This window comes from Sphingobacterium sp. BS-2 (assembly GCF_046161205.1).
Lineage (GTDB): Bacteria > Bacteroidota > Bacteroidia > Sphingobacteriales > Sphingobacteriaceae > Sphingobacterium > Sphingobacterium mizutaii.
Window position 1 is genome coordinate 159,476 of the sequence record NZ_JBIXGO010000018.1, and the last position, 22,635, is coordinate 182,110.

The 22,635-nt window shown below is 40.2% G+C and carries 21 protein-coding genes; 10 read left to right on the plus strand and 11 right to left on the minus strand.

What is annotated here, in order from left to right; translation table 11 throughout:
• Positions 1-317: 317 nt before the first annotated feature.
• The 5 genes from ACK2WI_RS10980 to ACK2WI_RS11000 all read left to right on the plus strand — a co-directional run bounded on the left by ACK2WI_RS10980 (position 318) and on the right by ACK2WI_RS11000 (position 5,567).
• Positions 318-1,148: a prephenate dehydratase gene (locus ACK2WI_RS10980; RefSeq protein WP_093098235.1), complete on the plus strand. Its 831-nt coding sequence runs from the start codon at positions 318-320 to the stop codon at positions 1,146-1,148.
• A 43-nt stretch (positions 1,149-1,191) separates the two neighbouring features.
• On the plus strand, positions 1,192-2,298 hold the full coding sequence (locus ACK2WI_RS10985) for a chorismate mutase (protein ID WP_312696918.1): 1,107 nt from the start codon (positions 1,192-1,194) through the stop codon (positions 2,296-2,298).
• 2 nt (positions 2,299-2,300) lie between these two features.
• Positions 2,301-3,554, plus strand: a complete 1,254-nt coding sequence (aroA, locus tag ACK2WI_RS10990) for a 3-phosphoshikimate 1-carboxyvinyltransferase (RefSeq protein WP_409150808.1) — start codon at positions 2,301-2,303, stop codon at positions 3,552-3,554.
• Positions 3,555-3,616: 62 nt separating this feature from the next.
• Positions 3,617-4,714, plus strand: coding sequence for a chorismate synthase (aroC, locus tag ACK2WI_RS10995; protein ID WP_409150809.1), 1,098 nt, complete (start codon positions 3,617-3,619; stop codon positions 4,712-4,714).
• Positions 4,704-5,567: an ROK family protein gene (locus ACK2WI_RS11000; RefSeq protein WP_409150810.1), complete on the plus strand. Its 864-nt coding sequence runs from the start codon at positions 4,704-4,706 to the stop codon at positions 5,565-5,567. The genes aroC and ACK2WI_RS11000 overlap by 11 nt, the downstream gene beginning before the upstream one ends.
• A 19-nt stretch (positions 5,568-5,586) precedes the next feature.
• On the opposite strand, the gene ACK2WI_RS11005 is transcribed toward ACK2WI_RS11000, so the two are convergent.
• Positions 5,587-8,004, minus strand: a complete 2,418-nt coding sequence (locus ACK2WI_RS11005; protein WP_409150811.1) for a thiamine pyrophosphate-dependent enzyme — start codon at positions 8,002-8,004, stop codon at positions 5,587-5,589.
• A gap of 143 nt (positions 8,005-8,147) precedes the next feature.
• On the opposite strand from ACK2WI_RS11005, the gene ACK2WI_RS11010 reads away from it, so the two are divergent.
• Together ACK2WI_RS11010 and ACK2WI_RS11015 are read left to right on the plus strand one after the other, a co-directional pair.
• Positions 8,148-8,885 carry a hypothetical protein gene (locus ACK2WI_RS11010; RefSeq protein WP_312696922.1) on the plus strand — a complete coding sequence of 246 codons (738 nt, stop codon included), beginning with the start codon at positions 8,148-8,150 and terminating at the stop codon, positions 8,883-8,885.
• A gap of 112 nt (positions 8,886-8,997) precedes the next feature.
• Positions 8,998-9,459 carry an NUDIX domain-containing protein gene (locus tag ACK2WI_RS11015; RefSeq protein WP_312696958.1) on the plus strand — a complete coding sequence of 154 codons (462 nt, stop codon included), beginning with the start codon at positions 8,998-9,000 and terminating at the stop codon, positions 9,457-9,459.
• A 328-nt stretch (positions 9,460-9,787) separates the two neighbouring features.
• Here the strand turns inward: ACK2WI_RS11015 and ACK2WI_RS11020 are convergent, their stop codons facing one another.
• The 8 genes from ACK2WI_RS11020 to ACK2WI_RS11055 all read right to left on the minus strand — a co-directional run bounded on the left by ACK2WI_RS11020 (position 9,788) and on the right by ACK2WI_RS11055 (position 16,923).
• On the minus strand, positions 9,788-10,129 hold the full coding sequence (locus tag ACK2WI_RS11020; RefSeq protein ID WP_409150812.1) for an HAD domain-containing protein: 342 nt from the start codon (positions 10,127-10,129) through the stop codon (positions 9,788-9,790).
• Positions 10,130-10,148: 19 nt separating this feature from the next.
• Positions 10,149-10,280 (minus strand): hypothetical protein, encoded by a 132-nt coding sequence (locus tag ACK2WI_RS11025; RefSeq protein WP_261771998.1) that lies wholly within the window; start codon positions 10,278-10,280, stop codon positions 10,149-10,151.
• A gap of 53 nt (positions 10,281-10,333) precedes the next feature.
• Positions 10,334-10,807, minus strand: coding sequence for a 23S rRNA (pseudouridine(1915)-N(3))-methyltransferase RlmH (gene rlmH / locus ACK2WI_RS11030; RefSeq protein WP_409150814.1), 474 nt, complete (start codon positions 10,805-10,807; stop codon positions 10,334-10,336).
• 118 nt (positions 10,808-10,925) lie between these two features.
• Complete coding sequence (locus ACK2WI_RS11035; protein ID WP_409150815.1) at positions 10,926-11,558, minus strand: YceI family protein; 633 nt, start codon at positions 11,556-11,558, stop codon at positions 10,926-10,928.
• A gap of 98 nt (positions 11,559-11,656) precedes the next feature.
• On the minus strand, positions 11,657-12,982 hold the full coding sequence (murA, locus tag ACK2WI_RS11040) for a UDP-N-acetylglucosamine 1-carboxyvinyltransferase (RefSeq protein ID WP_409150817.1): 1,326 nt from the start codon (positions 12,980-12,982) through the stop codon (positions 11,657-11,659).
• Between the two features lie 122 nt (positions 12,983-13,104).
• Entirely contained in the window at positions 13,105-13,836 is a 732-nt protein-coding gene (locus ACK2WI_RS11045) for a DUF4290 domain-containing protein (protein WP_409150819.1), read from the minus strand.
• Positions 13,837-13,893: 57 nt separating this feature from the next.
• Entirely contained in the window at positions 13,894-16,179 is a 2,286-nt protein-coding gene (locus ACK2WI_RS11050; RefSeq protein WP_409150821.1) for an ATP-dependent helicase, read from the minus strand.
• A 114-nt stretch (positions 16,180-16,293) separates the two neighbouring features.
• A complete protein-coding gene (locus ACK2WI_RS11055; RefSeq protein WP_409150822.1) occupies positions 16,294-16,923 on the minus strand; it encodes a CatA-like O-acetyltransferase in 630 nt (209 codons plus the stop codon).
• Between the two features lie 141 nt (positions 16,924-17,064).
• On the opposite strand from ACK2WI_RS11055, the gene ACK2WI_RS11060 reads away from it, so the two are divergent.
• The gene (locus ACK2WI_RS11060; RefSeq protein WP_409150824.1) at positions 17,065-17,748 is read left to right on the plus strand and encodes a M15 family metallopeptidase; all 684 of its coding nucleotides are present in this window, start codon (positions 17,065-17,067) and stop codon (positions 17,746-17,748) included.
• Between the two features lie 568 nt (positions 17,749-18,316).
• Here the strand turns inward: ACK2WI_RS11060 and ACK2WI_RS11065 are convergent.
• Entirely contained in the window at positions 18,317-18,874 is a 558-nt protein-coding gene (locus ACK2WI_RS11065) for a toxin-antitoxin system YwqK family antitoxin (protein ID WP_409150826.1), read from the minus strand.
• Between the two features lie 453 nt (positions 18,875-19,327).
• A complete protein-coding gene (gene dnaB / locus ACK2WI_RS11070; protein ID WP_093098264.1) occupies positions 19,328-20,923 on the minus strand; it encodes a replicative DNA helicase in 1,596 nt (531 codons plus the stop codon).
• 486 nt (positions 20,924-21,409) lie between these two features.
• Between dnaB and ACK2WI_RS11075 the strand changes: the two genes are divergently transcribed.
• Positions 21,410-22,171 (plus strand): SDR family NAD(P)-dependent oxidoreductase, encoded by a 762-nt coding sequence (locus tag ACK2WI_RS11075; RefSeq protein WP_093098265.1) that lies wholly within the window; start codon positions 21,410-21,412, stop codon positions 22,169-22,171.
• Positions 22,172-22,182: 11 nt separating this feature from the next.
• Positions 22,183-22,632, plus strand: coding sequence for a GatB/YqeY domain-containing protein (locus ACK2WI_RS11080; protein ID WP_093098267.1), 450 nt, complete (start codon positions 22,183-22,185; stop codon positions 22,630-22,632).
• Positions 22,633-22,635 lie beyond the last annotated feature (3 nt).

Genomic DNA, 22,635 nt, shown 5'->3' on the forward strand with positions numbered 1-22,635 from the left:
TTTTATCTATCATTTTTAATCATTTTTTACACGTTTTTTTGATGATTATTTTATGTTTTTTAACGTATTTTTAAATGATTTTTCAAGCATTAAAACAATATTTTTTAAAAAATATTTTGCACTTAAATAAAGAACTTCTATATTTGACAACAAATAAACGGGAAATGAACAAACAATATACATATACCAACTTTTGGTTCTTTTATTTTAAAGATAAGAGCTGGGACTAGTATATGGTATTGAGAAAATATTAAGGGGTCCCAGCTGAAAAGTTTGGGACCTTTTTTTTGACATAAAGCAAAGCATAACAAAAGATAATGAGTGAGAAAATAAAGATTGCCATCCAAGGAGTTAAAGCTTCATTTCATGAGGAAGCTGCCTATAAATATTTCGGCAAGGACATTGAGACCCTTGAATGCACTTCATTCAAGAAAACTTGTGACCTGCTGAAGCAAGGTAAAGCAGACTATGTGGTGATGGCGATTGAGAATTCAATTGCAGGAAGTATCCTTCCTAATTACAATCTTTTAAGGGATTACCGCTTCCATATCATTGGTGAGGTTCATTTAAATATTCAACAACATCTATTGGCTTTGCCAGGGGTTAAGCTTTCGGATATTCAATTTGTAGAGTCCCACCCTATCGCTATCAGACAGTGTGACGAGTTCTTAAGTGACCATCCAGAATGGACGATCAAGGAAGGTATGGATACGGCAGCCTGTGCAAAGAAGATCTTGGATGAGAAATTAACCCATACTGCAGCTATCGCCAGTGAGGCCGCAGCGAAACTGTATGGTTTGGAAATCTTGGAAAAGAGAATTGAGACCCACAAAAAGAATTCTACCCGTTTCCTGATCCTTTCGAATGAATTACAAGAGCAGAAAAATGCAAATAAGGCTTCTCTGTCCTTCCAGACCTCACATGCTATCGGTGCTTTAGCGATGGTATTGCAATGTTTTGCTGAGCAAAATGTCAATTTGAGTAAAATACAATCCATGCCTGTTGTTGGCAGAAGAAATGAATATGATTTCTATGTTGATGTGGAATGGAAAAAACAAGCAGACTATGACGCTGCCATCCGTAAAGTACTGAAACACACCGTGAACTTCAGCATTATGGGTGAATACCTGAAAAACGAAAAGATCTAAATCAAAAAATAATTTATCAAGTAAATAATCAAACTAAAATACAATGAAACATTCATTAGACATTCTTCCTTTGAAATCCTGGTTGGATACAGGGGATAAACCTTTAATCATTGCCGGACCATGTAGTGCTGAAACTGAAGAGCAAGTGGTATCAACAGCACATTTATTAGCCAACACTGGAAAAGTGAATGTTTTACGTGCAGGTATCTGGAAACCACGTACTAGACCAGGGGAATTCGAAGGAATTGGCAGCATCGGTTTGGAATGGATGAAGAGAGCTAAAGAAGAAACCGGCTTGTTGACCGCAACAGAGGTTGCTACTGCAAAACATGTTGAGGAAGCATTGGCCGCTGGAATTGATATTTTGTGGATTGGTGCTCGTTCTACAGCGAACCCTTTTACAGTTCAAGAAATTGCAGATGCATTGCAAGGTGTGGATGTTCCTGTATTGATTAAAAACCCAGTGAATCCTGACCTTTCTCTATGGATTGGAGCATTGGAACGTGTTAATAGAGCTGGGATCAAAAAATTAGCTGCTATCCACCGTGGATTCTCTTCATTCGAGAAAACTGCTTTCCGTAATGAACCAATGTGGGATATCGCTATCCAATTGAAAGCTATTGCGCCTGAATTACCTATCATCAATGACCCTAGCCACATCTGTGGTAACCGTGAATTAATCCCTTACGTTACTCAGAAAGCTATGGACATGGATATGCAAGGTTTGATCATCGAGTCACATATCGATCCTTCGGTAGCATGGACCGATGCCAAACAACAAGTTACTCCAGCAGCTCTGTCTGACTTATTGGATAATGTAGCTGTTCGTAAGCCTGAATCTGACAACCCTGCATTCGAAGATAAATTAGCTGAATTGCGTGGCCAAATCGATAAGTTGGATGATCAGATCATCAAACAGATCGCTGATCGTATGAAGATTGCTGAGAAAATCGGTGAATTCAAAAGAGATAATAATGTAACGATCCTACAGATCAACCGTTGGGATGAAATCGTTCAGAAACGTATCCAATTGGCAAAGGCACTTAGCCTAAGCGAAGAGTTTACTTCAAAATATTTAGAGTTGTTGCATAACGAATCGATTCGTAAGCAAAACGAGGTTATGAACACTAAACCAGTTGCGGAGGCTTAAGAATGTCGGCGAAAAGCTTAATTTTAACCCATCCTTCGCAAGAAATTAAAGGCACGGTTCAACTTACTGGTTCAAAATCAGAGAGCAACCGTGCTCTTATCATCAGAGCATTGAGCAAAGGTGCAGTACGAGTTGAAAATCTATCCGAGGCAGCTGATACCGTAACTTTAAATGCTGCTCTAAACCAAGCTTCAAATCCTAATCCGGGAATCAACACAATAGACATTGGTCCTGCTGGTACAGCAATGAGGTTCTTGACTTCCTACTTGAACCTGATTAAAGGAAACTTTATCCTGACTGGTACCGAGCGTATGCAACAAAGACCTATTGGGATTCTTGTGGATGCCTTGAAGGATCTGGGTGCTGATATCCATTATGAAAATAAGTCTGGTTATCCTCCTTTAAAGATCGAGGGCGGAATGATCCAAGGAAAAGACCAGATCTCAATTCAAGGCAATATCAGTAGCCAGTATATTTCTTCTCTATTATTGATTGCTTCTTCCTTAAAGAAAGGATTGACCATTGATATCAAAGGAGAATTAACCTCTCGTCCTTATGTCACTATGACCTTGGAAATGCTCAAAGAATGTGGAATTGAATATAATTTTGAGGAAAACAAAATCCAGATTGCTAAGCAGGATTTTTCAGAGTCTGTTCTTTATGTTGAACCCGACTGGAGTGCTGCATCGTATTGGTATTCAATTGTCGCGCTTTCCAAAAACGGTGAAATTGTATTGCCAGGATTAAAGGAACATAGCCTTCAAGGTGATATGGAAATCGTAGAGATCATGACACATTTTGGAGTGGAATCAAGCTTTAAAGCAGATGGTTTGCATCTGAAAAAAGTAAGTACCAAGTCTGATAAAACCTTATTCGACTTTAAAGAATGTCCTGATTTAGCACAAACTGTTGTCGTTATTGCTTCTGCTTTGAAAATAGACGTGTCATTTACAGGATTGGAAACCTTGAAAATCAAGGAAACGGACCGTATTTTGGCATTGCAAACAGAAATTGGAAAGTTCGGAGCGAAGTTGATCGCTGATGGTGAAACTTATCACCTGAAGACAGCTGAAGTTCAGGATCCAGGGAATCTAACGATTGCAACTTATGAAGACCACAGAATGGCTATGGCATTTGCTCCATTGGCGATAGTTTTCAAACAAGTTATAATTGAAGAACCTAATGTGGTAGAAAAATCATATCCTATGTTTTGGCAGCATCTAGAAGAGCATGGCTTCCAAATCACTGAAAAATAATATTATTATAAGCTAAGCAATTTTCATATCTATTTTTATATATTTACGGGCATTATCGAATTATGGCAGGAAATACTTTTGGAGATTTATTTAAGATAAGCACTTTCGGGGAATCACATGGAAAGGCAATTGGGGTGATAGTGGATGGATGCCCAGCACTGGTTGAAATTGACGAAGAATTCATTCAATCAGAATTGGACAAACGCCGCCCTGGCCAATCTAAGATTACAACCCAAAGAAAAGAAAGCGATACTGCACAAATTCTATCCGGTACTTTTGAAGGAAAATCTACAGGCACGCCCATTGCAATCGTAATTCCAAATGAAGACCAACGCTCAAAGGACTATTCTCACATTCAAGATAAATTCAGACCTTCCCACGCAGATTTCACTTATCAAATGAAATATGGCATCCGCGATTACCGTGGTGGTGGTAGGTCTTCAGCAAGAGAAACTGCAGCTCGTGTGGCAGCAGGAGCAATTGCAAAATTATTCTTGAAACAATACGGAATTGAAATATTTGCCCATGTCTCAGCCGTTGGGAATATCCAAGCACCTAATTTAGATCTTAATGATCTAAATGGGTTATTAGAAACCAGAGAAAGCAACATCGTAAGATGTGCGGATCCTGCAAGTGCTTCCGAAATGGAAGAATTCATCAATCAAGTCCGTAAAAACGGAGATACTGTTGGCGGAGTTATTTCAACTGTCATCAGAAGTGTTCCTGTTGGACTCGGAGAGCCTGTTTTCGATAAACTTCATGCTGACCTAGCCAAGGCAATGATGAGCATCAATGCTGTTCATGGTTTTGAATATGGTTCTGGATTTGAAGGTTCGAAAATGTTAGGCTCAGAACACAACGACATCTTTGTAAAAGAAGATAATCAAATTAAAACAATAACCAATTTTTCAGGAGGTATCCAGGGAGGCATTTCCAATGGAATGGACATTACTTTCCGTACTGCATTTAAACCTGTTGCTACAATCATGCGTGATCAAAACACAATAAATGAAGAAGGAAACGAAACAACCATTTCAGGAAAGGGACGCCATGATCCTTGTGTGGTACCTCGCGCAGTTATTATCGTGGAAGCCATGGCTGCCCTCGTAATAGCGGACCATTTATTAAAATATAAGGCCTATTTAAAGAATGCAGAATAGCAATTATATTCTTTCATGTGATATTGGCGGGACACATATCACTTCAGCAATCGTTGAGAAGGATTCTTGGAGAATTCTTGACGAAACCATTACCCGTTCGCACGTAAATTCTTTGGAAAATGCTAAATCGATTTTTCTTGACTGGACTTCCAACATGAAATCTTGTCTAGAAAAGACTGATTTAAAAGTAGTTAACATTGGAATTGCAGCTCCTGGACCCTTCGATTATGAAAAGGGAGTCGCTTTAATGAAAGGTCAGTCAAAATACGATAGTATTTACAACATCAAAGTTACGGAACCTATCTTAGAAGGTCTAGGAAAAGATGATTTCAAAATCCTGTACATCAATGATGCTGCTGCCTTCTTACAAGGAGAGGTATTCGGATGCGGTTTAGACCATAAAGATAGGATATTAGGGATTACTTTGGGGACCGGTTTAGGAAGTGCGGTCTGGAGTCAAGGAGAGAAAGCTTTTGATGCAGATCTCTGGGACACGGTCTATAAGGAATCCATCTTTGAAGAATATCTCGTGACCAGATGGTTTGTTAAACGATTTGAAGAACTGTCGGGATTTAAGGAAAGTGGATTGAGAGAAATTCTTGAAAAACACGGTGATTCAAAAGAGGTAACTCAGCTCCTAACCGAATACCAAGAAAACTTATTACGCTTTATGGAGTTCTTTAGCCAGAAGTATGAATGTAAATCATTTGTAATCGGCGGGAACATCGTCAAAGCTTGGGACAGAATATTTCCAGACAAGTCAGTTCTGGAAGGATTTGACGTACAGATTGGTCAATATCAAGAACACGCTGCAATTATTGGAGCGGCATCTTTATTCTCAAACGGCATATAATATTCAGGAACATTTCCTCCTAGTAGATAGGAGGAAATGTTGTTGGATTACTATCAGACATCATTTGATAAGCCGTTTCCACGACATCATCAACAGCCGGTTTAGTAAAGTAGTCACCATCGGAGCCATAAGGCGGACGATGAGCTTTTGCGGTCAAGGTTTTTGGCTGACCATCTAAATGGTAGTAACCGCCTTGTTTTTCCAATATTTCATGTGTGATATAAGAAGAAGCCCCTCCAGGGAAATCCTCATCCACCACTAATAATCTATTTGTCTTCTTCAAGGATTCAACAGAAATCTGATCTCTATCGAATGGTTGTAAACATTGGGCATCAATTATTTCAATGGAAACTCCCAATTTATCTAATTCAAGAGCAGCCTCTTGAACAATTCTAAGCGTTGAACCATAAGAAACCACTGTGATATCTGAACCTTCCCTTATCTTTTCGGCTTTACCAATTGGCACTGTAAATTCACTGATATTGAGTGGCATTTTCTCTTTCAATCGATAGCCATTCAGACATTCAACCACGACTGCAGGCTCATCCGATCTTAAAAGGGTATTATACATTCCAGCGGCTTGAGTCATGTTCCTTGGCACACAGATATGCATTCCTCTCAAACCTCCCAAAAGTACTGACATAGGCGAACCTGAATGCCAGATCCCTTCCAAACGATGACCTCTGGTCCTAACGATCAATGGAGCTCTTTGCCTTCCCTTGGTTCTATAACTCAAACTAGCTAAGTCGTCGCTCAGGACTGGCATAGCGTAAATCAGATAATCCAAATATTGGATCTCAGCAATCGGTCTGAAACCGCGAACAGCCAGGCCTATCCCCTTCCCAATAATCGCGGATTCGCGAATACCAGTATCGAAAATCCTTTGGCTACCAAACTCTTCTTGCAGGCCAGCGAATCCTTGATTCACATCTCCGATCTTACCCACATCTTCTCCGAAAGCCAATAATCTGGCATCCTTATCAAAGTTTGCTTTGAAGCAAGCGTTCAGTACTTCGCGACCATCCACAATTGGAGAATCCTGATCATATTCAGCAGGAACAGTCTCCACCAATAATGGAGAATATTTTGTATCAACGAAAAGTTTATCGTTGAATCGATCATGATTAATTTTCTGTTTATCACGGAACCAAGATATCAGTTCATCCTTCCCTAAAACCTCAATTCCACGAAGCTCCCTGATCACCCGCCTAACATTTACATAAACCTCTTTTAGAGAAGGCTCAGTCGTTGACAACAAGGTTTTTAAAGGTATTTCAGCAGCATGATGGTTGATCCCTTCCAATTTCGCAATCGCTTCCTGCAGATCAACCTGAAGCGTTTTTCTGTAGTCAGCCCAGGCCCTTTTCTGTTCTTTCCTGACGAAATCCTTTGCTTCAGAATCAATGGCAGCCAATTCCTCTTCGGTAGCCATTCCAGAATCGATCAACCAATCCCGCATCTTCCTATTGCAGTCAAATTCAGTTTCCCATTCCAATCGCTCATGGCTTTTATAGCGTTCATGCGAACCAGAAGTAGAGTGTCCTTGAGGCTGGGTCATTTCGACCACATGCACCAGGCAAGGTTTACTGTTATTTCTTGCGAAATCAGCAGCTTTCTCATATACTTCGCAAAGGCCGGCATAATCCCATCCTTTTACCCGGAAAATTTCAAAACCTGATCCAGCTTCATCCTCCTGAAAGCCTCTTAACAAGGAAGAGATATCACCTTTGGTGGTTTGTATATCATTAGGAACCGAAATTCCATATCCATCATCCCAAATCGAAATCACCACAGGCAATTGCTTCACACCAGCAGCATTTACTGTCTCCCAGAACACACCTTCAGAGGTCGCGGCATTTCCAATGGTACAGAAAACCACCTCTTCACCATCATTGCTGAACTTCTCTTTATGGGATAGATTAGGATTATTTTTATACAGTTTCGATGCCAATCCTAAACCAAGGATCCTTGACATCTGTCCACCGGTGGTGGAAATATCTGAAAAACAGTTTACCTGCTTTGTTTGGTCGATCCAATCGCCATCCTCGTTTAATAAGGGCGTAGCAAAATGGGCCACCATTTGTCTTCCAGCAGAAGAAGGTTCCGCCTCTATATCAGGATTAGCATACAATTGCGAAAAGAAATTATAGATACTGCTGATCCCAAGGGCGAAAGCTAAAGTTTGGTCCCTATAATAGCCTGATCGCCAATCTCCGGGTTTAAAAACCTTGGACAGGGCAATCTGAGCCAATTCCTTACCATCTCCGAAAATTCCAAATTTAGCTTTGCCTGTAAGCACTTCCTTTCTTCCCAATAGACTGACAAATCGGCTTTGCGTGGCTAGTTTATAATCTTCTATGAGTACCTGGCGGAATTCCTCGTAGCTTATTTTTGACGTATTATAGTGCACTGATCGTGTCGTATTTAAATCTGACATTAAAGTGGTTCCTTTTTTAACAAAAATAAGAAAATAAACCAGTTTATCTTACCCTAATTGTCCTTTAAATCCCATCATTTTTGAATAAAACACTTTACATTAAGACAATAATCCTTACTTTTAGCCGTATTTTCAAAGGACTTATGAGTAACATACATTTTTTTGATGCTAATGCGGGATCCGGGAATTTAGGAGATCTTGAAAAAACACTAGTCATTAACAACCTGCTAACAATCCCCTTAGAAAAGAGGAACAATGATTGGGTAGCAGAGTTTATCGATAATATTGCTGAGGCAAACCTAGCGGTATCCGAACCAGAAATCATCATGAGTACGGACGGGTTCCCTTATTTCAACCTGCGTTCCGTAGAACCTGGAGAAAACTTCCAAGCCTATGTCATTAAGAATAAATTAGGAAACTTACTGCAGAATGGTTTTGGAGTCGCATTGAATACCCGAAAGGAAAATCCGGACTGGATGTTCAGCTATGGAGATCTATTGAACTACGCACTGCGCAATGAATTCTATACAGACGAGCACCATTTTTCTTTGAACAATGAAGATTTCGTGATCGGAAGCGATGAAGAGATCTTGGTTGGGCAACCATCCCAAGAGATCCTACCAGACTATGCGCGTCGTCAGATCCGTGAATTCCTACAATATTCAGGGGTTAAGAATCCGATGGTTATGTTGATCGCCAGGAATTACACCGATGAAGAAACGGTCACACAAGATTTAGTATTCAACATTACTCCAAAAAACTTTTCGAACGAAAAAGAGTACAAACAAGCAATGAATACCATTTCTTGGTTTTTACCTAAACACTACTCCCTGGTTGGCTTAGAGACCGAATCAGTAGATTCAGGTTTCCAACCTTTATAATATTGATGGTCAAGGCAGGTCTTCCTGCCTTGGCCATTCACCAGACTCAGAAATTACAAATTACTACATCATGATTTTGCCCTTTCCAAGGCAGGATCAAATATTTTTAACTATGTTTTTATTTAATGTTAGGGTTTATGGCATATTGATCAATGATCGTAATGAAGTTTTGATTAGCGATGAACGAACGGAGAATGTATCCTTCACAAAATTTCCTGGCGGCGGCTTAGAATATGGAGAAGGATTGATCGATGCATTAAAAAGAGAATATCTGGAAGAAACTGGAATGGAAGTCGAGGTCATCAAGCATATTTACACCACCGACTTCTTTGAAAAATCCAGTTTTAATGATAGTCAAATTATTTCCATTTATTATCAAGTAGAGCAAAAAAACAACGTAGAATTAAACATTAGGACAAAATCTTTCGACTTTACTGAAAAATCCCTAGAAGGAAAACTACAAGCTTTTAGGTTAATTCCTTTAAACGAACTGCAAGAAAATGACCTAACATTTAAAACAGACCAAGTTGCGTGGGTTGAATTCTTAAAAAATATAGATAAAATTCAATTATAATATAAATGTTGCAACTTTTATTTGATTTTATAATAAAAGGTTTTTACTTTTACAGTGGGTCTTGGAGATAGACTGTAGTCTAGTCTAAGATCTATGTTTTGAAAACACCTAGTTCTATAGGGTTTTATTAATAGTTAGTGTGATTTTAAGGCGATACTCCCCGTATCGCCTTATTTATTTGCCAGCTAAGCCCAACGAACCCCTTACCGCCATATCTACTCCTTTCAATCCTTTAAACCTTGTTACAACAGCTTAAACAAGACTACAAAAACAAAAAAAAGACCCTATCCTTATAACGATAAAGCCTTTTGAAATACTTTCAAATTTTTTAACCCAGAATTGTCTTTTTCACTTTCCTTTTTAGAACACTTTTTAATTCATTTTGGTTACTCAATCCTATATACGGATTAGTCAAAACCAAGCTCTCCTTAAAGTTCAATGGTAAATCATTCAAGGATTTATCATCATCAATAATCAAGACCTCTTCCGGTTTTAATTTATGCTTATTTATCCATTCAATAATCTCTGTTTTCCTTTGATTGGCAATATCCAAACTGTAGTTTATCGGATTATCAGAATATGAACTGGTCCCATCCATAACTCCATAGAAATTCCAGCTAAAGGATATTTCAAAATTATTTAGCGCAATAAATTCTTCGAATTCTTGCAAAATAAATCCATTAAGCCCCCTATCTCAACAGATAAGCCAATAAAATTACAATTGCCCCACCGATAATAATGATCCACTTATTGATATTACCACCGTGAGCTCCTTCCTGACTCTTAAACTTATAATCCCTTTTAAATTTATTATCGTCCATGATTATCCTTTACATTTAATATATGATGCTATAAATATTCAATTTACATAAAATTATTCGTGATGGTAAGGCTCACCCCTCATTATCGTATATGCACGATAGATCTGCTCTACGAAAAACAAGCGGACCATCTGATGCGAAAAAGTCATCCTCGAAAGCGATATCTTCGCATTTGCACGATGATAGACCGTATCATCAAAGCCATAAGGTCCACCGATCATAAAGACCAAATGCGTCACACTGGAAATCATCTGTTTTTCCAGGAACGCTGAAAACTCCATCGAGCTAAATTCCTTACCTCGTTCATCCAGCAAGATGATAAAATCCTGGTTACTGCAATTTTTGAGCAGTAACTGCGCCTCTTTTTCTTTCTGCTGACTCTCGCTCAGGTTCTTGGAATTCTTGATATCGGGAATCGCAACAATCTGGAAATTCACATAATGCTTCAACCTCTTGGTATAGATCTCAATCCCCTTCACGATATGTTGGTCATCTGTCTTACCGATACAGATCAGCGTAATTTTCATTGGCAATGCATTTAATTGAATTACAAAAATAAGATAATAAGTCCGTTCCCAAGGGATTGAGGCATAAAAAAAGCCTTTGATCAATGACCAAAGGCTCTTATTATAGAATTAAATAAAATTATTTATTTGCAACAAGGGTAATGTCAAAATTGATTTCTTTAGAGATCAAATCATCAGATTTTCCTTCATAAGTTACACCCCAATCAGCTCTTGTGATGTTAAAGTTTGCAGTAGCTTTAACTGCAGCTTCAGTAGCTTCAACAACTTTAGCTTCGAATGTAATGTTCTTGCTAACACCTTTGATAACCAAGTTACCAGAGATATTCAAATCTGCATCAGTCGCACCAGGTTTTACCTCAGTAACCGTGAAAGTAGCTTCAGGGAATTTTTCTACAGCGAAAAAGTCTTCTGACTTCAAGTGTCCGTCCAATTTACCTTTGAACTCGCCTTCTAAGTCAGTAGATCCGATAGTAGTCATATCCAATACAACGTTTGCACCAGTCAATTTACCGTTATCAACGTTAACTGTTCCCGATTTAATCGCAACTGTACCTGTATGTTTACCGGTTACTTTTGTGCCTGTCCATATTACTTTAGACGCAGTTGTATCAACTGTATAAGCATTTCCTACAACTTCAGATTGAGTGATCTCAACTGAATCCTTGGTTTCAGCTTTTTTACCTTCTGGGTTTCCAGCGCATGAAGCCAGTACTAATGCCGCAACTGCTGATAATAATGTGATTTTTTTCATGTGTTTGTTTGAACAATTAATTTGAGCACAAAAATATATAGACTTAGTAGATTATCCAACTCTGAATCCTTTTTTAACATTAGTAAGACAATTCAGGTTTAATGGCCAGCTGGCTGAGCCTCAACCCTTCTGATGTCTGCACCTAATGCTTTCAAGCGTTCTTCAATGTGCTGATAACCTCTCTCGATTTGTTCGATATTATAGATTACAGACTTTCCTTGCGCTGACAATGCAGCAATCAATAAGGATACTCCAGCACGGATATCCGGAGAAGTCATTTCAATTCCGCGAAGTTTATTTTGCTTGTTCAAGCCGATTACTGTCGCACGATGTGGATCACATAGAATAATCTGAGCACCCATATCGATCAATTTATCGACGAAGAACAATCTACTTTCAAACATCTTTTGGTGGATCAAGACATTACCTTTGGCTTGGATGGCCGTAACCAAGACAATACTCAAAAGATCCGGCGTAAAACCAGGCCAAGGTGCATCAGAAATGGTCAAGATAGACCCATCAATAAAGGTATCAATTTCATAATTCTCTTGAGCAGGGATAAAGATATCATCACCTCTCAATTCAAATTTGATCCCCAATCGAGAAAATACAGATGGGATAATCCCCAATTCTTGGAAACATACATCCTTGATCGTGATTTCCGACCCAGTCATAGCTGCCAAACCAATGAATGAACCAATCTCGATCATATCTGGAAGCATTTTATGGCTTGTTCCACCCAATTTCTCAACGCCTTCAATCGTCAATAAGTTCGAACCGATTCCAGAGATCTTAGCTCCCATCCTATTCAACATCTTACATAACTGTTGAAGATATGGCTCACAGGCTGCATTATAGATGGTAGTCACTCCCTTTGCAAGGACTGCTGCCATGACGATATTTGCCGTACCCGTAACCGAAGCCTCATCCAAAAGGATGTAGGTTCCCTTCAATTGCGTTGCATCTACATTGAAGAAATGGTTCTCCGCATCATAGACAAATTTTGCCCCTAACTTTTCAAAACCTAAAAAGTGGGTATCCAAACGGCGTCTTCCGATCTTGTCACCACCCGGTTTAGGGATGGCAGCCTTTCCAAATCTAGCCAACAATGGCCCAACGATCATGATCGACCCACGTAAGCTACCGCCTTTTTTCTTGAATTCTTCCGATTGAAAATAATCTATATTGATGTTTTTTGCCTCAAACTCATAAGTATCATCACTGATCCTATTTACCTCGACACCCATCGCCGCCAAAAGATCGATCAATTTATTGACGTCCTTAATGTCCGGAATATTGCTAATGGTCATTTTCTCGGCAGTCAACAAAACTGCAGAGATGATTTGTAATGCTTCGTTTTTTGCTCCTTGCGGAACGATTTCTCCTTTTAATGGTTTGCCACCGTAAATTTCAAATGCATTCATAGTTTTTTCATATCAACCCTACCTTCGGAATGGTACTAGCCCAAAGGTCTGTTCAATTCATATTAATCCCACATGAAAAAAGCAATTGTCCGTATCGATTCAATTGCTTTCTTCATCCGGTCTTATTTATAGCTTTTTTTCTGTCTGTTATTGTTGTTGTTGTTATTGTTCGAGGGCCTCTTGTTGTTATTGTTGTTGTTATTGTTGCTCCTCTTGTTGTTATAGTTGTTTTGTGGCTTGTTTTGTTGTTGTTGGCCACTTCCACTACTTGAGGATTTAACACGATTCCCCGGAGGCGGAGTTTTGAAGTCAAGCTTGGTCAGCACTGTGTCTCCCGGAAGAACCAATTCTCCACGCGACAAGGTTTTCAGGTCCTGAAGGATTTGATCATCCGACACAGAATCTTTGTTCCAGGTCAGGTAGGCCATCTTCATGAAATTGGCAATGCTCAATGTCATTTTCAATCTTGCTTCGGGATTACTGATGTTCAATGTTTTATTGATCATCTCCTCCACCGTATGTCCATAATGCTTGAACCTAATATTATGGTTCGGGTATTTTAGCGTCTCAGGTTTATGGTGGATATTTTCCTTGGTAGGAATTGGATATGGAGAATCCACATCGATCTTGAAGTCCGAAATGATATATAGGTGATCCCAAAGTTTATGCTTGAAATCAGATACATCACGTAGATGCGGGTTCAATACCCCCATCATATCAATGACAACCTGGGCTAAGCGGTTTCTTTCTTCCCTATCTGACAGCGTACAAATATAGTCGACCATATTCTGTACATTTCTGCCGTATTCCGCCAAAATCAATTTTGGTCTAGTGCTGTTATAATCAAAAATCATATGTTTATTTTGCTTTAACCCTATATAGGTGTTAAATATGTAATGCTAATTTGGGTATTAATTTACTATTCTAAGCTTGGCAAATTTAAGCAACAATTGCTTCTGTCCCAACTCTTTGAAGAAAATAGTTGCTTTTACGTCCGGTTTGTTTCCTTCCAGGTTAATTACCTTGCCAAATCCAAAGCGTTCATGTTCAACTTCCATACCAACCTGTAGACCCGAAGTATCCGATGGTGCAAAGTCCGCACTCGGCTTGTGCGCCTTAGGCAAAATCGAGGTCGTTTTCACCACTTTCGGCTTTGGTTTCGAGAATACATCACCGCCTGTATTGTTCTCCTTACGTTGCCATTGGACCCTTTCCGAGCCAAAATCATCATCCATCATCGCCCCTCCACGAGGTTTGAAGTCTAGGTCCAGACAGCTTGGATTCAATTCATCCAAAAATCTGCTCGGCTCGCAATTGTTCAAGGTTCCCCAACGGTAGCGAGATGTTGCATACGAAATATGCAATTTCTTCTCTGCCCGTGTAACAGCAACATAAAACAACCTCCGCTCCTCCTCCAGTTCCGACCTAGAATTCAACGAAAGCTGCGATGGGAAAAGGTTTTCCTCCAGCCCTACGATATGGACTACTGGAAACTCCAATCCCTTTGAAGCATGGATGGTCATCAATGAAACCGTATCTGCATTCGGATCCTTATCATTGTCATCATTGGTCAGCAAAGCAATGTCCTGCATAAAGACATCCAGACCTTTCTCTTCCAGGTCTTCCCTTTCCGAAAACTCCTTGATACCATTCAATAATTCCTGGATATTCTCATACCTGGCCAGACCTTCAACAGATTTATCTTCATATAGATCCTTCAGGATCCCAGAATGCTGTGCAATGTGCATGGCCGTATCAAATGCCGTGTTGGTTTTTGCGGTCGCCTGGAAACTCTGGATCATCAATCCAAAATTGGAAACCGATGCCGCACTCCTACCATCCAAGAACATTTGGGAATTAGCTACCACATCCCACAAGCGCAATTGCTGTTGGTCGGCAGCCACCATGATCTTTTCAACTGTCGTATCGCCAATCCCTCTACGCGGATAGTTGATCACACGTTTCAGGGCCTCCTCATCGTTCGGGTTGAATGTCAGCCTAAAATAAGCAATTAAATCCTTAATTTCCTTACGTTGGTAAAAGGAAGTTCCTCCGTACAATTTGTAAGGGACATTCAATTTCCGCAAAGCCTCCTCCAATGATCTAGATTGGGCATTTGTACGATAGAGAATAGCGAAATCCTTATACCTCAATCCTTTCAGGGATTTCTCCTGCGAGATGGCTTCAGCCACGATCTTTCCTTCCTCGTTGTCCGAAAAGGCGCGACTTACCTTGATTTTCTCACCATCCTCATTATCAGAGAACACGTTCTTTTCCAATTGATTCTTGTTGTTGGCAATAATGCTGTTGGCAGCATTCACGATCATCTTGGTCGAACGGTAGTTTTGTTCTAATTTGAACACCTTCACATCTGGATAATCCTTTTGGAAATTCAAGATGTTCTGGATGTTAGCGCCACGGAAGGCATAGATACTCTGCGCATCATCACCTACCACACAAATGTTCTCATTCACCGCAGCCAGTCTCTTCACGATCAAGTACTGCGAAAAGTTGGTGTCCTGGTACTCATCCACCATCAGGTATTTAAACTGATGCTGGTATTTATGCAATACCTCAGGATATTTATTGAGCAACACATTGGTCTTGAACAGCAAATCATCAAAATCCATCGCTCCAGCACGGTAACAACGCTGTGCATAAGCCATATAGATCTGACCCAACTGTCCTCTTCCATTTGATTGATCCTCGGCAAGGATCGCTTCGTTCTTATTATATTCCTGTGGGGAAATTAAATTATTCTTCGCTGATGAAATCCTCCCATAAACATGATTCACGTTATAGAGCTTGTCATCCAGGTTCATCTCTTTCAAAATGGTCCGCAACAGGCTCTTGGTATCATCTGTATCATAGATGGTAAAGTTCTTGGGATATCCCAAAAGTTCTGCTTCGACCCGCAAGATTCGCGCAAACACCGAGTGGAATGTACCCATCCATATATTCTTGGCTTCAGAGCCTACCACCTTCATGATACGTTCACGCATTTCCTTGGCTGCCTTGTTGGTAAAGGTCAGCACCAGAACGTTGAAAGGATCAACTCCTTTTTGTATCAAATGGGCTACTCTATAGGTAATTACACGCGTTTTTCCAGATCCCGCTCCAGCAACAATCATCACTGGACCTTCTGTTTGTTCAACTGCGGCTCGTTGTGAGGGGTTCAGTCCTGCTAAAAAATCCAAAATACTCTCCTAAATTTATCTTATGTAATGCCTCAAAAATGGGGACTCAAATTTAATAAAAATAGGCATACTATTTTAGAAAATTATCCACAGACACAAGAAGATAGCAAAAACCTAATCGATTTGATCTAGCAATTGCTGAAATCGCTCCATAAACAGACCCACATGGTAACCGTCGACCAAGGAATGATGCGCATGTAACGAAATCGCCATGGTCTTTTTCCCATTGCGGTCCATTAATTTGGCAAAGGAAATCTTCGGACAGGAATCCGGATAGTTGAAGTTCCTGGCATGGGAAAGCGAAGTGAAATTCACCCATGGCAACGCGGAACAATGTACCTCATTGATCCTCGCACCACTTAGATCCAATCCCGTCGAGGCCTTCACTTTTTCAATCGCTAGATTTGCCCCTTCCAAAAAAGAAGATTCATCTTCATGGAAATCGATGTAAGAGAAACCAAATGTATTATCTGCTCTCAGCACCGTGGTCGAGATATGCACCTGATCATACAGGTACAATTCTCCACTATCGATCCGAAGCCTGAAATTCTCGATCTCATTCATGGCCTTCAGCGCTCGGTACAGATAGTACATAAAGAAAGATTGCGATCTTTTCTTGGCTTCATGGTAAGCAATACTTAAATCCAACTCAGCAGTAATCCCATGGAACGGCTCTGGAAATTGGGAAAAGAACTCGAAATGTTCTCTTCTCGCCCAATTTGCTACATCAAATTTCTTTCTCATATTTCGACAAAACTAATCATTCCGCTTTTTTCCGAAAAACGATTGTGGATATTTACTTAACAAAAACCAAAACCTCCATAGAAGGTTTCAAACTTCCAAAGGTTTTTTACATTTGTCCTATAATCATCAAAACCATAGATCATGAAAACTCGGTATTTATTCCTTATACACCTGCTTGCCCTGAGCCTATTATTTTCTTGCGCCAGCCAGCGCGAGATCCCCAATACCTTTGTCAATCTAAAGGATCAGATCCCCAACCTTGAAATCGATCTGAGATATTATGGAAACCATAATTTCTTGGGAAGACGTGTCAAAGGCTATGAGGCCAATAAAGTCTTTATCAGCAAGGAAGCTGCAAACGCATTGGTCCAAATCCAAAAAGAACTGAACCAACAAGGTTTAGGAATCAAGGTATTTGATGCCTACAGACCGCAGCAGGCTGTAAACAACTTTAAGGATTGGGCTTTGGACATTGCCGATACCGCAGCTAAAAAAGAATTCTATCCTGATGTGGATAAACGAAACCTGTTTAAACTGGGTTATATTGCCGAAAAATCTGGCCATAGCCGCGGTAGTACCATCGACCTCACCATCATCAACCTAAAGGACAAAAAAGAATTGGACATGGGAACAGGATTCGACTATTTCGGCGAACCCTCACACCACGATTATAGCAACCTTTCAGCACAACAAAAGGCCAACCGAAAACTACTCAAGGACATCATGGAAAAACATGGCTTCAAAGCCATCGAAGAAGAATGGTGGCATTATACCCTAAAGAATGAACCCTTCAAGGATCAGTATTTTGATTTTAAGGTGAAGTAGGTTTGGGGAGGGGGGTTGAACCAGGATGGATGGGATAAGGGGTTCGACGGTTATCGAGCGAAGCCGAGATGCCGCTCACCCACCGGATAGACCAAGATCATGGATTGAACCAGGATAGAGAGGATGGGAGGATGGACCAAGATCATGGCATTAAAGTGGCCTCCTAGACTATATTTGGCCACAATTCTGTAGGGGCGTATCGCATACGCCCGCCGCATAAATTTGAATATATATTGCAGATTACATTGGCGTACAGGTTCTTTACCTTCGGTAAAGAATGACAGGCATTAATAATAGAGAACCGTACAGATTCTTCACTAATCGTTCAGAATTGGAGATTCCAGGGAGGGATTCAGAGTGAAACGAAGAATCTATTTTTTATTTTTTTATGGGCCGTTGTCATTGCTAAATCGTAAGATGAGCAAACTATTTTTTCTCTGCTGAAAGTTTTATTGAAAAATATTTCACCCCCGCTAGGGGTTATACGTCAAGCGATATTCCTTCCTACAAAGATTCCACCTGTTGATCTCGGCATCATAGAACCTAGAGCCGTAATCATATACCTACTCTACTTTGAACAATCTACATTAATGAGATAATCTCTTTTATCATAATCTAGCCAATTACCTACACTGTCTCCAACTTGGTAATAAGATACTGATTCCAAAACTCCGTTCTTATCAAACGTTTTCCACTCACCATCCATCTTTCCATTTTTATAGAATCCGATTTGACTAATTACGCCATTTTTATGCCAAATAGTAAATTTACCTTCCCGTATACCAGGTTCAATGTAGTATTCAATATAATTCAAGCTACCGTTCTTAAAATAACGTTTAGATGTATCTATCGGATTACCTAGAATATATCTTGAAGATGATTGTATTTTTCCATTTCTATACCATTGCATAATTTTACCATCAAATTCTCCTCTTAAGTAGTTATATTCTCCCAATTTGCTACCATCTTCATGCCATGTAATCCAATGTCCCTCCTTTTTCCCATTTTTCATATATCCTTCTCCAAACTTCTCACCTGTCGGATAATATTCAACTACTTTACCATTATCATATCGACATGATATAATTAGCAAAAATGCAGTCAACATGCAAAATGAAATTCTCATTATTTAAAATATTAACATCATTACTTATTCGGCCAATAATTCTTTAAAAAATTTAACCCGCCATTTATAACAATCTTAAAATTTAAGATTAATTGACGGACTCCATCAGGTTCAATTTACAAGAATAAGCACAATAAAAAAAACCGAACTTCCAGGGGTTTATACACTATCCTAAAATACCCCAATTCCGTAGGGGCGGATTGCATCCGCCCGCCGTATACATTTGAACCAGGATTAAAGGGATGCGAGGATAGACCAAGATCATACCGGAAAGGCAAGAGAGTTCGTAGGTGTATCGCAACCACCCGCCTAATACAAGCCATCAATAAACACCCATTTTGGGATATGATCTTTTTCAACTTTCCACAAAAAAAAGCACTCTTCCGGGTGCATTTATATTTTGTTTACATGATGGGGGCGTATGCGACACGCCCCTACAGTGTTTTTGCAATTCTAAAACGGTGCATCATCCGGCATATCATTCATTCGGGATGGCATGGTGATCCCTCCGCCGAAGTCGCCGAAATTACCTGATGGTTGGATTGCATTCCCCATTCCACCGCCGAAGTCGTTGAAGCTTCCGCCATCTGGACCCATTCCCGAGAAATCATCCTCAAGATCGACGAACTTCACATATTTACCGACGAAACGCAATGGAACAATACCGGTCTCACCGTTACGGTGTTTGGAGATAATAACCTCTCCCACCCCTACGGTGGATCTTCCTTCCTCATCTTCTAACAATCCGTAGTACTCTGGACGGTACAGGAACAATACCATATCGGCATCCTGCTCAATAGATCCAGACTCACGTAAGTCGGATAACATAGGACGCTTACTGTTACCTGGTCTAGACTCAACCGCACGACTTAACTGCGACAAGGCCAAAACTGGAATGTTCAATTCTTTCGCTACTGATTTTAGGGCACGTGAAATACTACCGATCTCCTGTTCACGGTTACCACCACCTTTACCATCAGCTTTACCATGCATTAACTGCAAGTAATCGACGATTACCATCTGTATATCATACTGAGCCTTCAGACGTCTACACTTAGCACGGAATTCAAACACATTCAGTGCCGGCGTATCATCAATAATCAATGGCGCCTCAGTCAAACGACCAATCCTGGAGTGCAATTGCTGCCATTCATGGTCGGCTAGATTTCCTTTTTTCAGTTTCTCTTGTTCAATCTCTGTTTCACCTGCGATCAAACGGTTCACCAACTGCACGGATGACATCTCCAGCGAGAATACAGCTACCGCTTTATTATGGTCTACTGCAGCATTACGCGCAACAGATAATACGAATGCCGTTTTACCCATCGCAGGACGAGCCGCGATAATCACCAAGTCAGAAGGTTGCCAACCTGAGGTCATTCTGTCCAATGCAGTCAGGCCTGAAGGAATACCCGTCAAACCATCGGTTTTATCACGTAGGGATTCCAATGAAGAAATCGCTTCCCGCATGATATCGTCCATCTTTCTGGAATCTCTTCGCAAGTTGTTTTGGGCAATATCAAAAAGGGATTTCTCGGCATGATCCAATAGATCGAAGATATCCGAGGTTTCATCATAGGATGAATTGATGATTTCCGTAGAAACCTTGATCAATTCACGCTGAATATATTTTTGCGAAATAATACGGGCATGGTATTCTATATTGGCAGCAGAAACCACACGGTCTGTCAACTGTGTGATATAATAGGCACCGCCCACCATTTCCAAGGCTCCCATCTGGCGCAGTTCAGCAACTACGGTCAAAATATCGATTGGGGAAGTCTTCTGGAATAGGTTATAGATAGCCTGGAAGATCTTCTGATGCGACTCTTTATAAAACGACTCTGGTTTCAAGATATCAATGACTTCACTTAGTGCATTTTTCTCCAACATCAGGGCACCTAACACTGCCTCCTCAAGGTCCAATGCTTGCGGAGGGAGCTTGCCTAGTCCGGAGACTAAGTTATTTAAGCTCGTTCTTTTCTTGTTGAAATTTGCACGACTAGGTTGTCCTGACGTACTGTTGTTAAATTCGTTTTCTAAAGACATACTAAAAAATATTTCTCGGCTTGATTCACCCTGTTTTCAAGGATAGGGTAACAAATGTAAGAAAAATAAAAGTCGCCCTACTATCAAGTTTTGAACAGTAAAAAATAGGTGCTCCAACAATCATGCAATAGCAGTTGTAAAACAGGGACTAATAATCAACATCAATTGTGAAGAACCTGTTAATAACTAAATATACGCATTAAAAATCAAGCCTTTACCCGAATGTGGATAAGATTGGCCGATGTGAATAACCTACCCGAAAGGGTCATGCAAACAGTTATTTTCAGGCCTTTTGCCCTCTTCAATTCATAGTCAACGAGTTAAGCGCTTTCAGGTACTCTTTAAGTTTATGAAAGCATTTGCAGGAACAGAAATTTTTAGTCTTTTGTTGTATATTTGTTATGTATCATAATCAAGCATCTACTGAAATTCCGGATCTCCATTCGGGAAAAAAGTATGAAGCCAAGTAAAATAAATTTCAATAAAATGAGGACAGTTTTAATCACGGGAGCTAGCTCTGGAATCGGAGAAGCTTGCGCCCTGGAATTGGCAAAAGAAAATAAATACAGATTTCTTTTATGTGCCAGAAGAGTTGAAAAACTGGAAGAATTGATTCAAAAAATCAAAACCATCAACCCTAATACCGAAACCCATAGCTTTAAATTGGATGTCCGCAATGCGGAAGAGGTAGAAACCACTTTATCCAACCTTCCACAGGAATGGAAAAAGGTCGATATCCTAATCAATAACGCTGGTCTTAGCCAAGGTTTAGACTCCATCCAAGATGGACAGATTGGCGACTGGGACCGTATGATCGACACCAATGTCAAAGGCTTATTGTATGTCAGCAAATTTGTCATCCCCATGATGGAAGGTAGTGAACAAGCTCATATCATCAATATGGGATCTATCGCAGGAAAAGAAGTCTATCCAAACGGGAATGTCTACTGCGCTACTAAACATGCTGTGGATGCTTTGACCAAAGCCATGCGCATTGACCTGCTGGCCAAAGGCATCAAGGTCACCAGTATAGACCCCGGCATGGTAGAGACCGAATTCTCCGAAGTGAGGTTCCATGGCGATAAAGATCGTGCAAAAACAGTTTACAAGGGATTGACCCCCCTATCAGGCCAAGACATCGCCGAGATCGTATCTTTCGTCCTTTCCAGACCAAAGCATGTCAATATCAACGACCTATTGGTAATGCCAACCGCCCAAGCAAACGGTACACTTGTTATTAGAAAATAAATACTATATATATGTCATTAGAAGCAAAAATAAACCAAGATATCAAAGCGGCAATGATCGCTAAGGACAATGTAAGGTTACGTGGATTGCGTGCGATCAAAGCGGCAATCTTATTGGCAAATACCGAAAAAGGCCATACGGAAGCATTGACTGAAGACACAGAGATCAAGGTTTTACAGAAATTAGCTAAACAACGCAAAGAATCGGCTGAAATCTATCAGCAACAAGACCGTAAGGATCTATATACCATTGAAATTGAAGAATTGGAGGTTATTGAAGAATTCCTTCCTAAACAACTAGATCGCGACGCCATCGAAAATGTAGTGAAAGGCATTATTGCAGAGACCGGAGCCTCATCGATCAAAGACATGGGTAAGGTTATGGGTGCAGCAAACCAAAAACTTGCAGGTCAAGCGGACGGAAGAACCATTTCTGAAGTCGTAAAATCATTATTAAGCTAGACG

What these genes read in the sequence shown, in the direction of transcription:
- ACK2WI_RS11045 (WP_409150819.1), bottom strand. Translation starts at nt 13,836, where the DNA reads ATGATTTTTGATTATAACAGCACTAGACCAAAATTGATTTTGGCGGAA.
- ACK2WI_RS11025 (WP_261771998.1), bottom strand. Translation starts at nt 10,280, where the DNA reads ATGGACGATAATAAATTTAAAAGGGATTATAAGTTTAAGAGTCAGGAA.
- aroC (WP_409150809.1), top strand. Translation starts at nt 3,617, where the DNA reads ATGGCAGGAAATACTTTTGGAGATTTATTTAAGATAAGCACTTTCGGG.
- ACK2WI_RS11080 (WP_093098267.1), top strand. Translation starts at nt 22,183, where the DNA reads ATGTCATTAGAAGCAAAAATAAACCAAGATATCAAAGCGGCAATGATC.
- ACK2WI_RS11060 (WP_409150824.1), top strand. Translation starts at nt 17,065, where the DNA reads ATGAAAACTCGGTATTTATTCCTTATACACCTGCTTGCCCTGAGCCTA.
- ACK2WI_RS11005 (WP_409150811.1), bottom strand. Translation starts at nt 8,004, where the DNA reads ATGTCAGATTTAAATACGACACGATCAGTGCACTATAATACGTCAAAA.
- murA (WP_409150817.1), bottom strand. Translation starts at nt 12,982, where the DNA reads ATGAATGCATTTGAAATTTACGGTGGCAAACCATTAAAAGGAGAAATC.
- ACK2WI_RS10985 (WP_312696918.1), top strand. Translation starts at nt 1,192, where the DNA reads ATGAAACATTCATTAGACATTCTTCCTTTGAAATCCTGGTTGGATACA.
- ACK2WI_RS11065 (WP_409150826.1), bottom strand. Translation starts at nt 18,874, where the DNA reads ATGAGAATTTCATTTTGCATGTTGACTGCATTTTTGCTAATTATATCA.
- ACK2WI_RS11035 (WP_409150815.1), bottom strand. Translation starts at nt 11,558, where the DNA reads ATGAAAAAAATCACATTATTATCAGCAGTTGCGGCATTAGTACTGGCT.
- ACK2WI_RS11055 (WP_409150822.1), bottom strand. Translation starts at nt 16,923, where the DNA reads ATGAGAAAGAAATTTGATGTAGCAAATTGGGCGAGAAGAGAACATTTC.
- aroA (WP_409150808.1), top strand. Translation starts at nt 2,301, where the DNA reads ATGTCGGCGAAAAGCTTAATTTTAACCCATCCTTCGCAAGAAATTAAA.
- ACK2WI_RS10980 (WP_093098235.1), top strand. Translation starts at nt 318, where the DNA reads ATGAGTGAGAAAATAAAGATTGCCATCCAAGGAGTTAAAGCTTCATTT.
- ACK2WI_RS11010 (WP_312696922.1), top strand. Translation starts at nt 8,148, where the DNA reads ATGAGTAACATACATTTTTTTGATGCTAATGCGGGATCCGGGAATTTA.
- ACK2WI_RS11000 (WP_409150810.1), top strand. Translation starts at nt 4,704, where the DNA reads ATGCAGAATAGCAATTATATTCTTTCATGTGATATTGGCGGGACACAT.
- rlmH (WP_409150814.1), bottom strand. Translation starts at nt 10,807, where the DNA reads ATGAAAATTACGCTGATCTGTATCGGTAAGACAGATGACCAACATATC.
- ACK2WI_RS11075 (WP_093098265.1), top strand. Translation starts at nt 21,410, where the DNA reads ATGAGGACAGTTTTAATCACGGGAGCTAGCTCTGGAATCGGAGAAGCT.
- ACK2WI_RS11015 (WP_312696958.1), top strand. Translation starts at nt 8,998, where the DNA reads ATGTTTTTATTTAATGTTAGGGTTTATGGCATATTGATCAATGATCGT.
- dnaB (WP_093098264.1), bottom strand. Translation starts at nt 20,923, where the DNA reads ATGTCTTTAGAAAACGAATTTAACAACAGTACGTCAGGACAACCTAGT.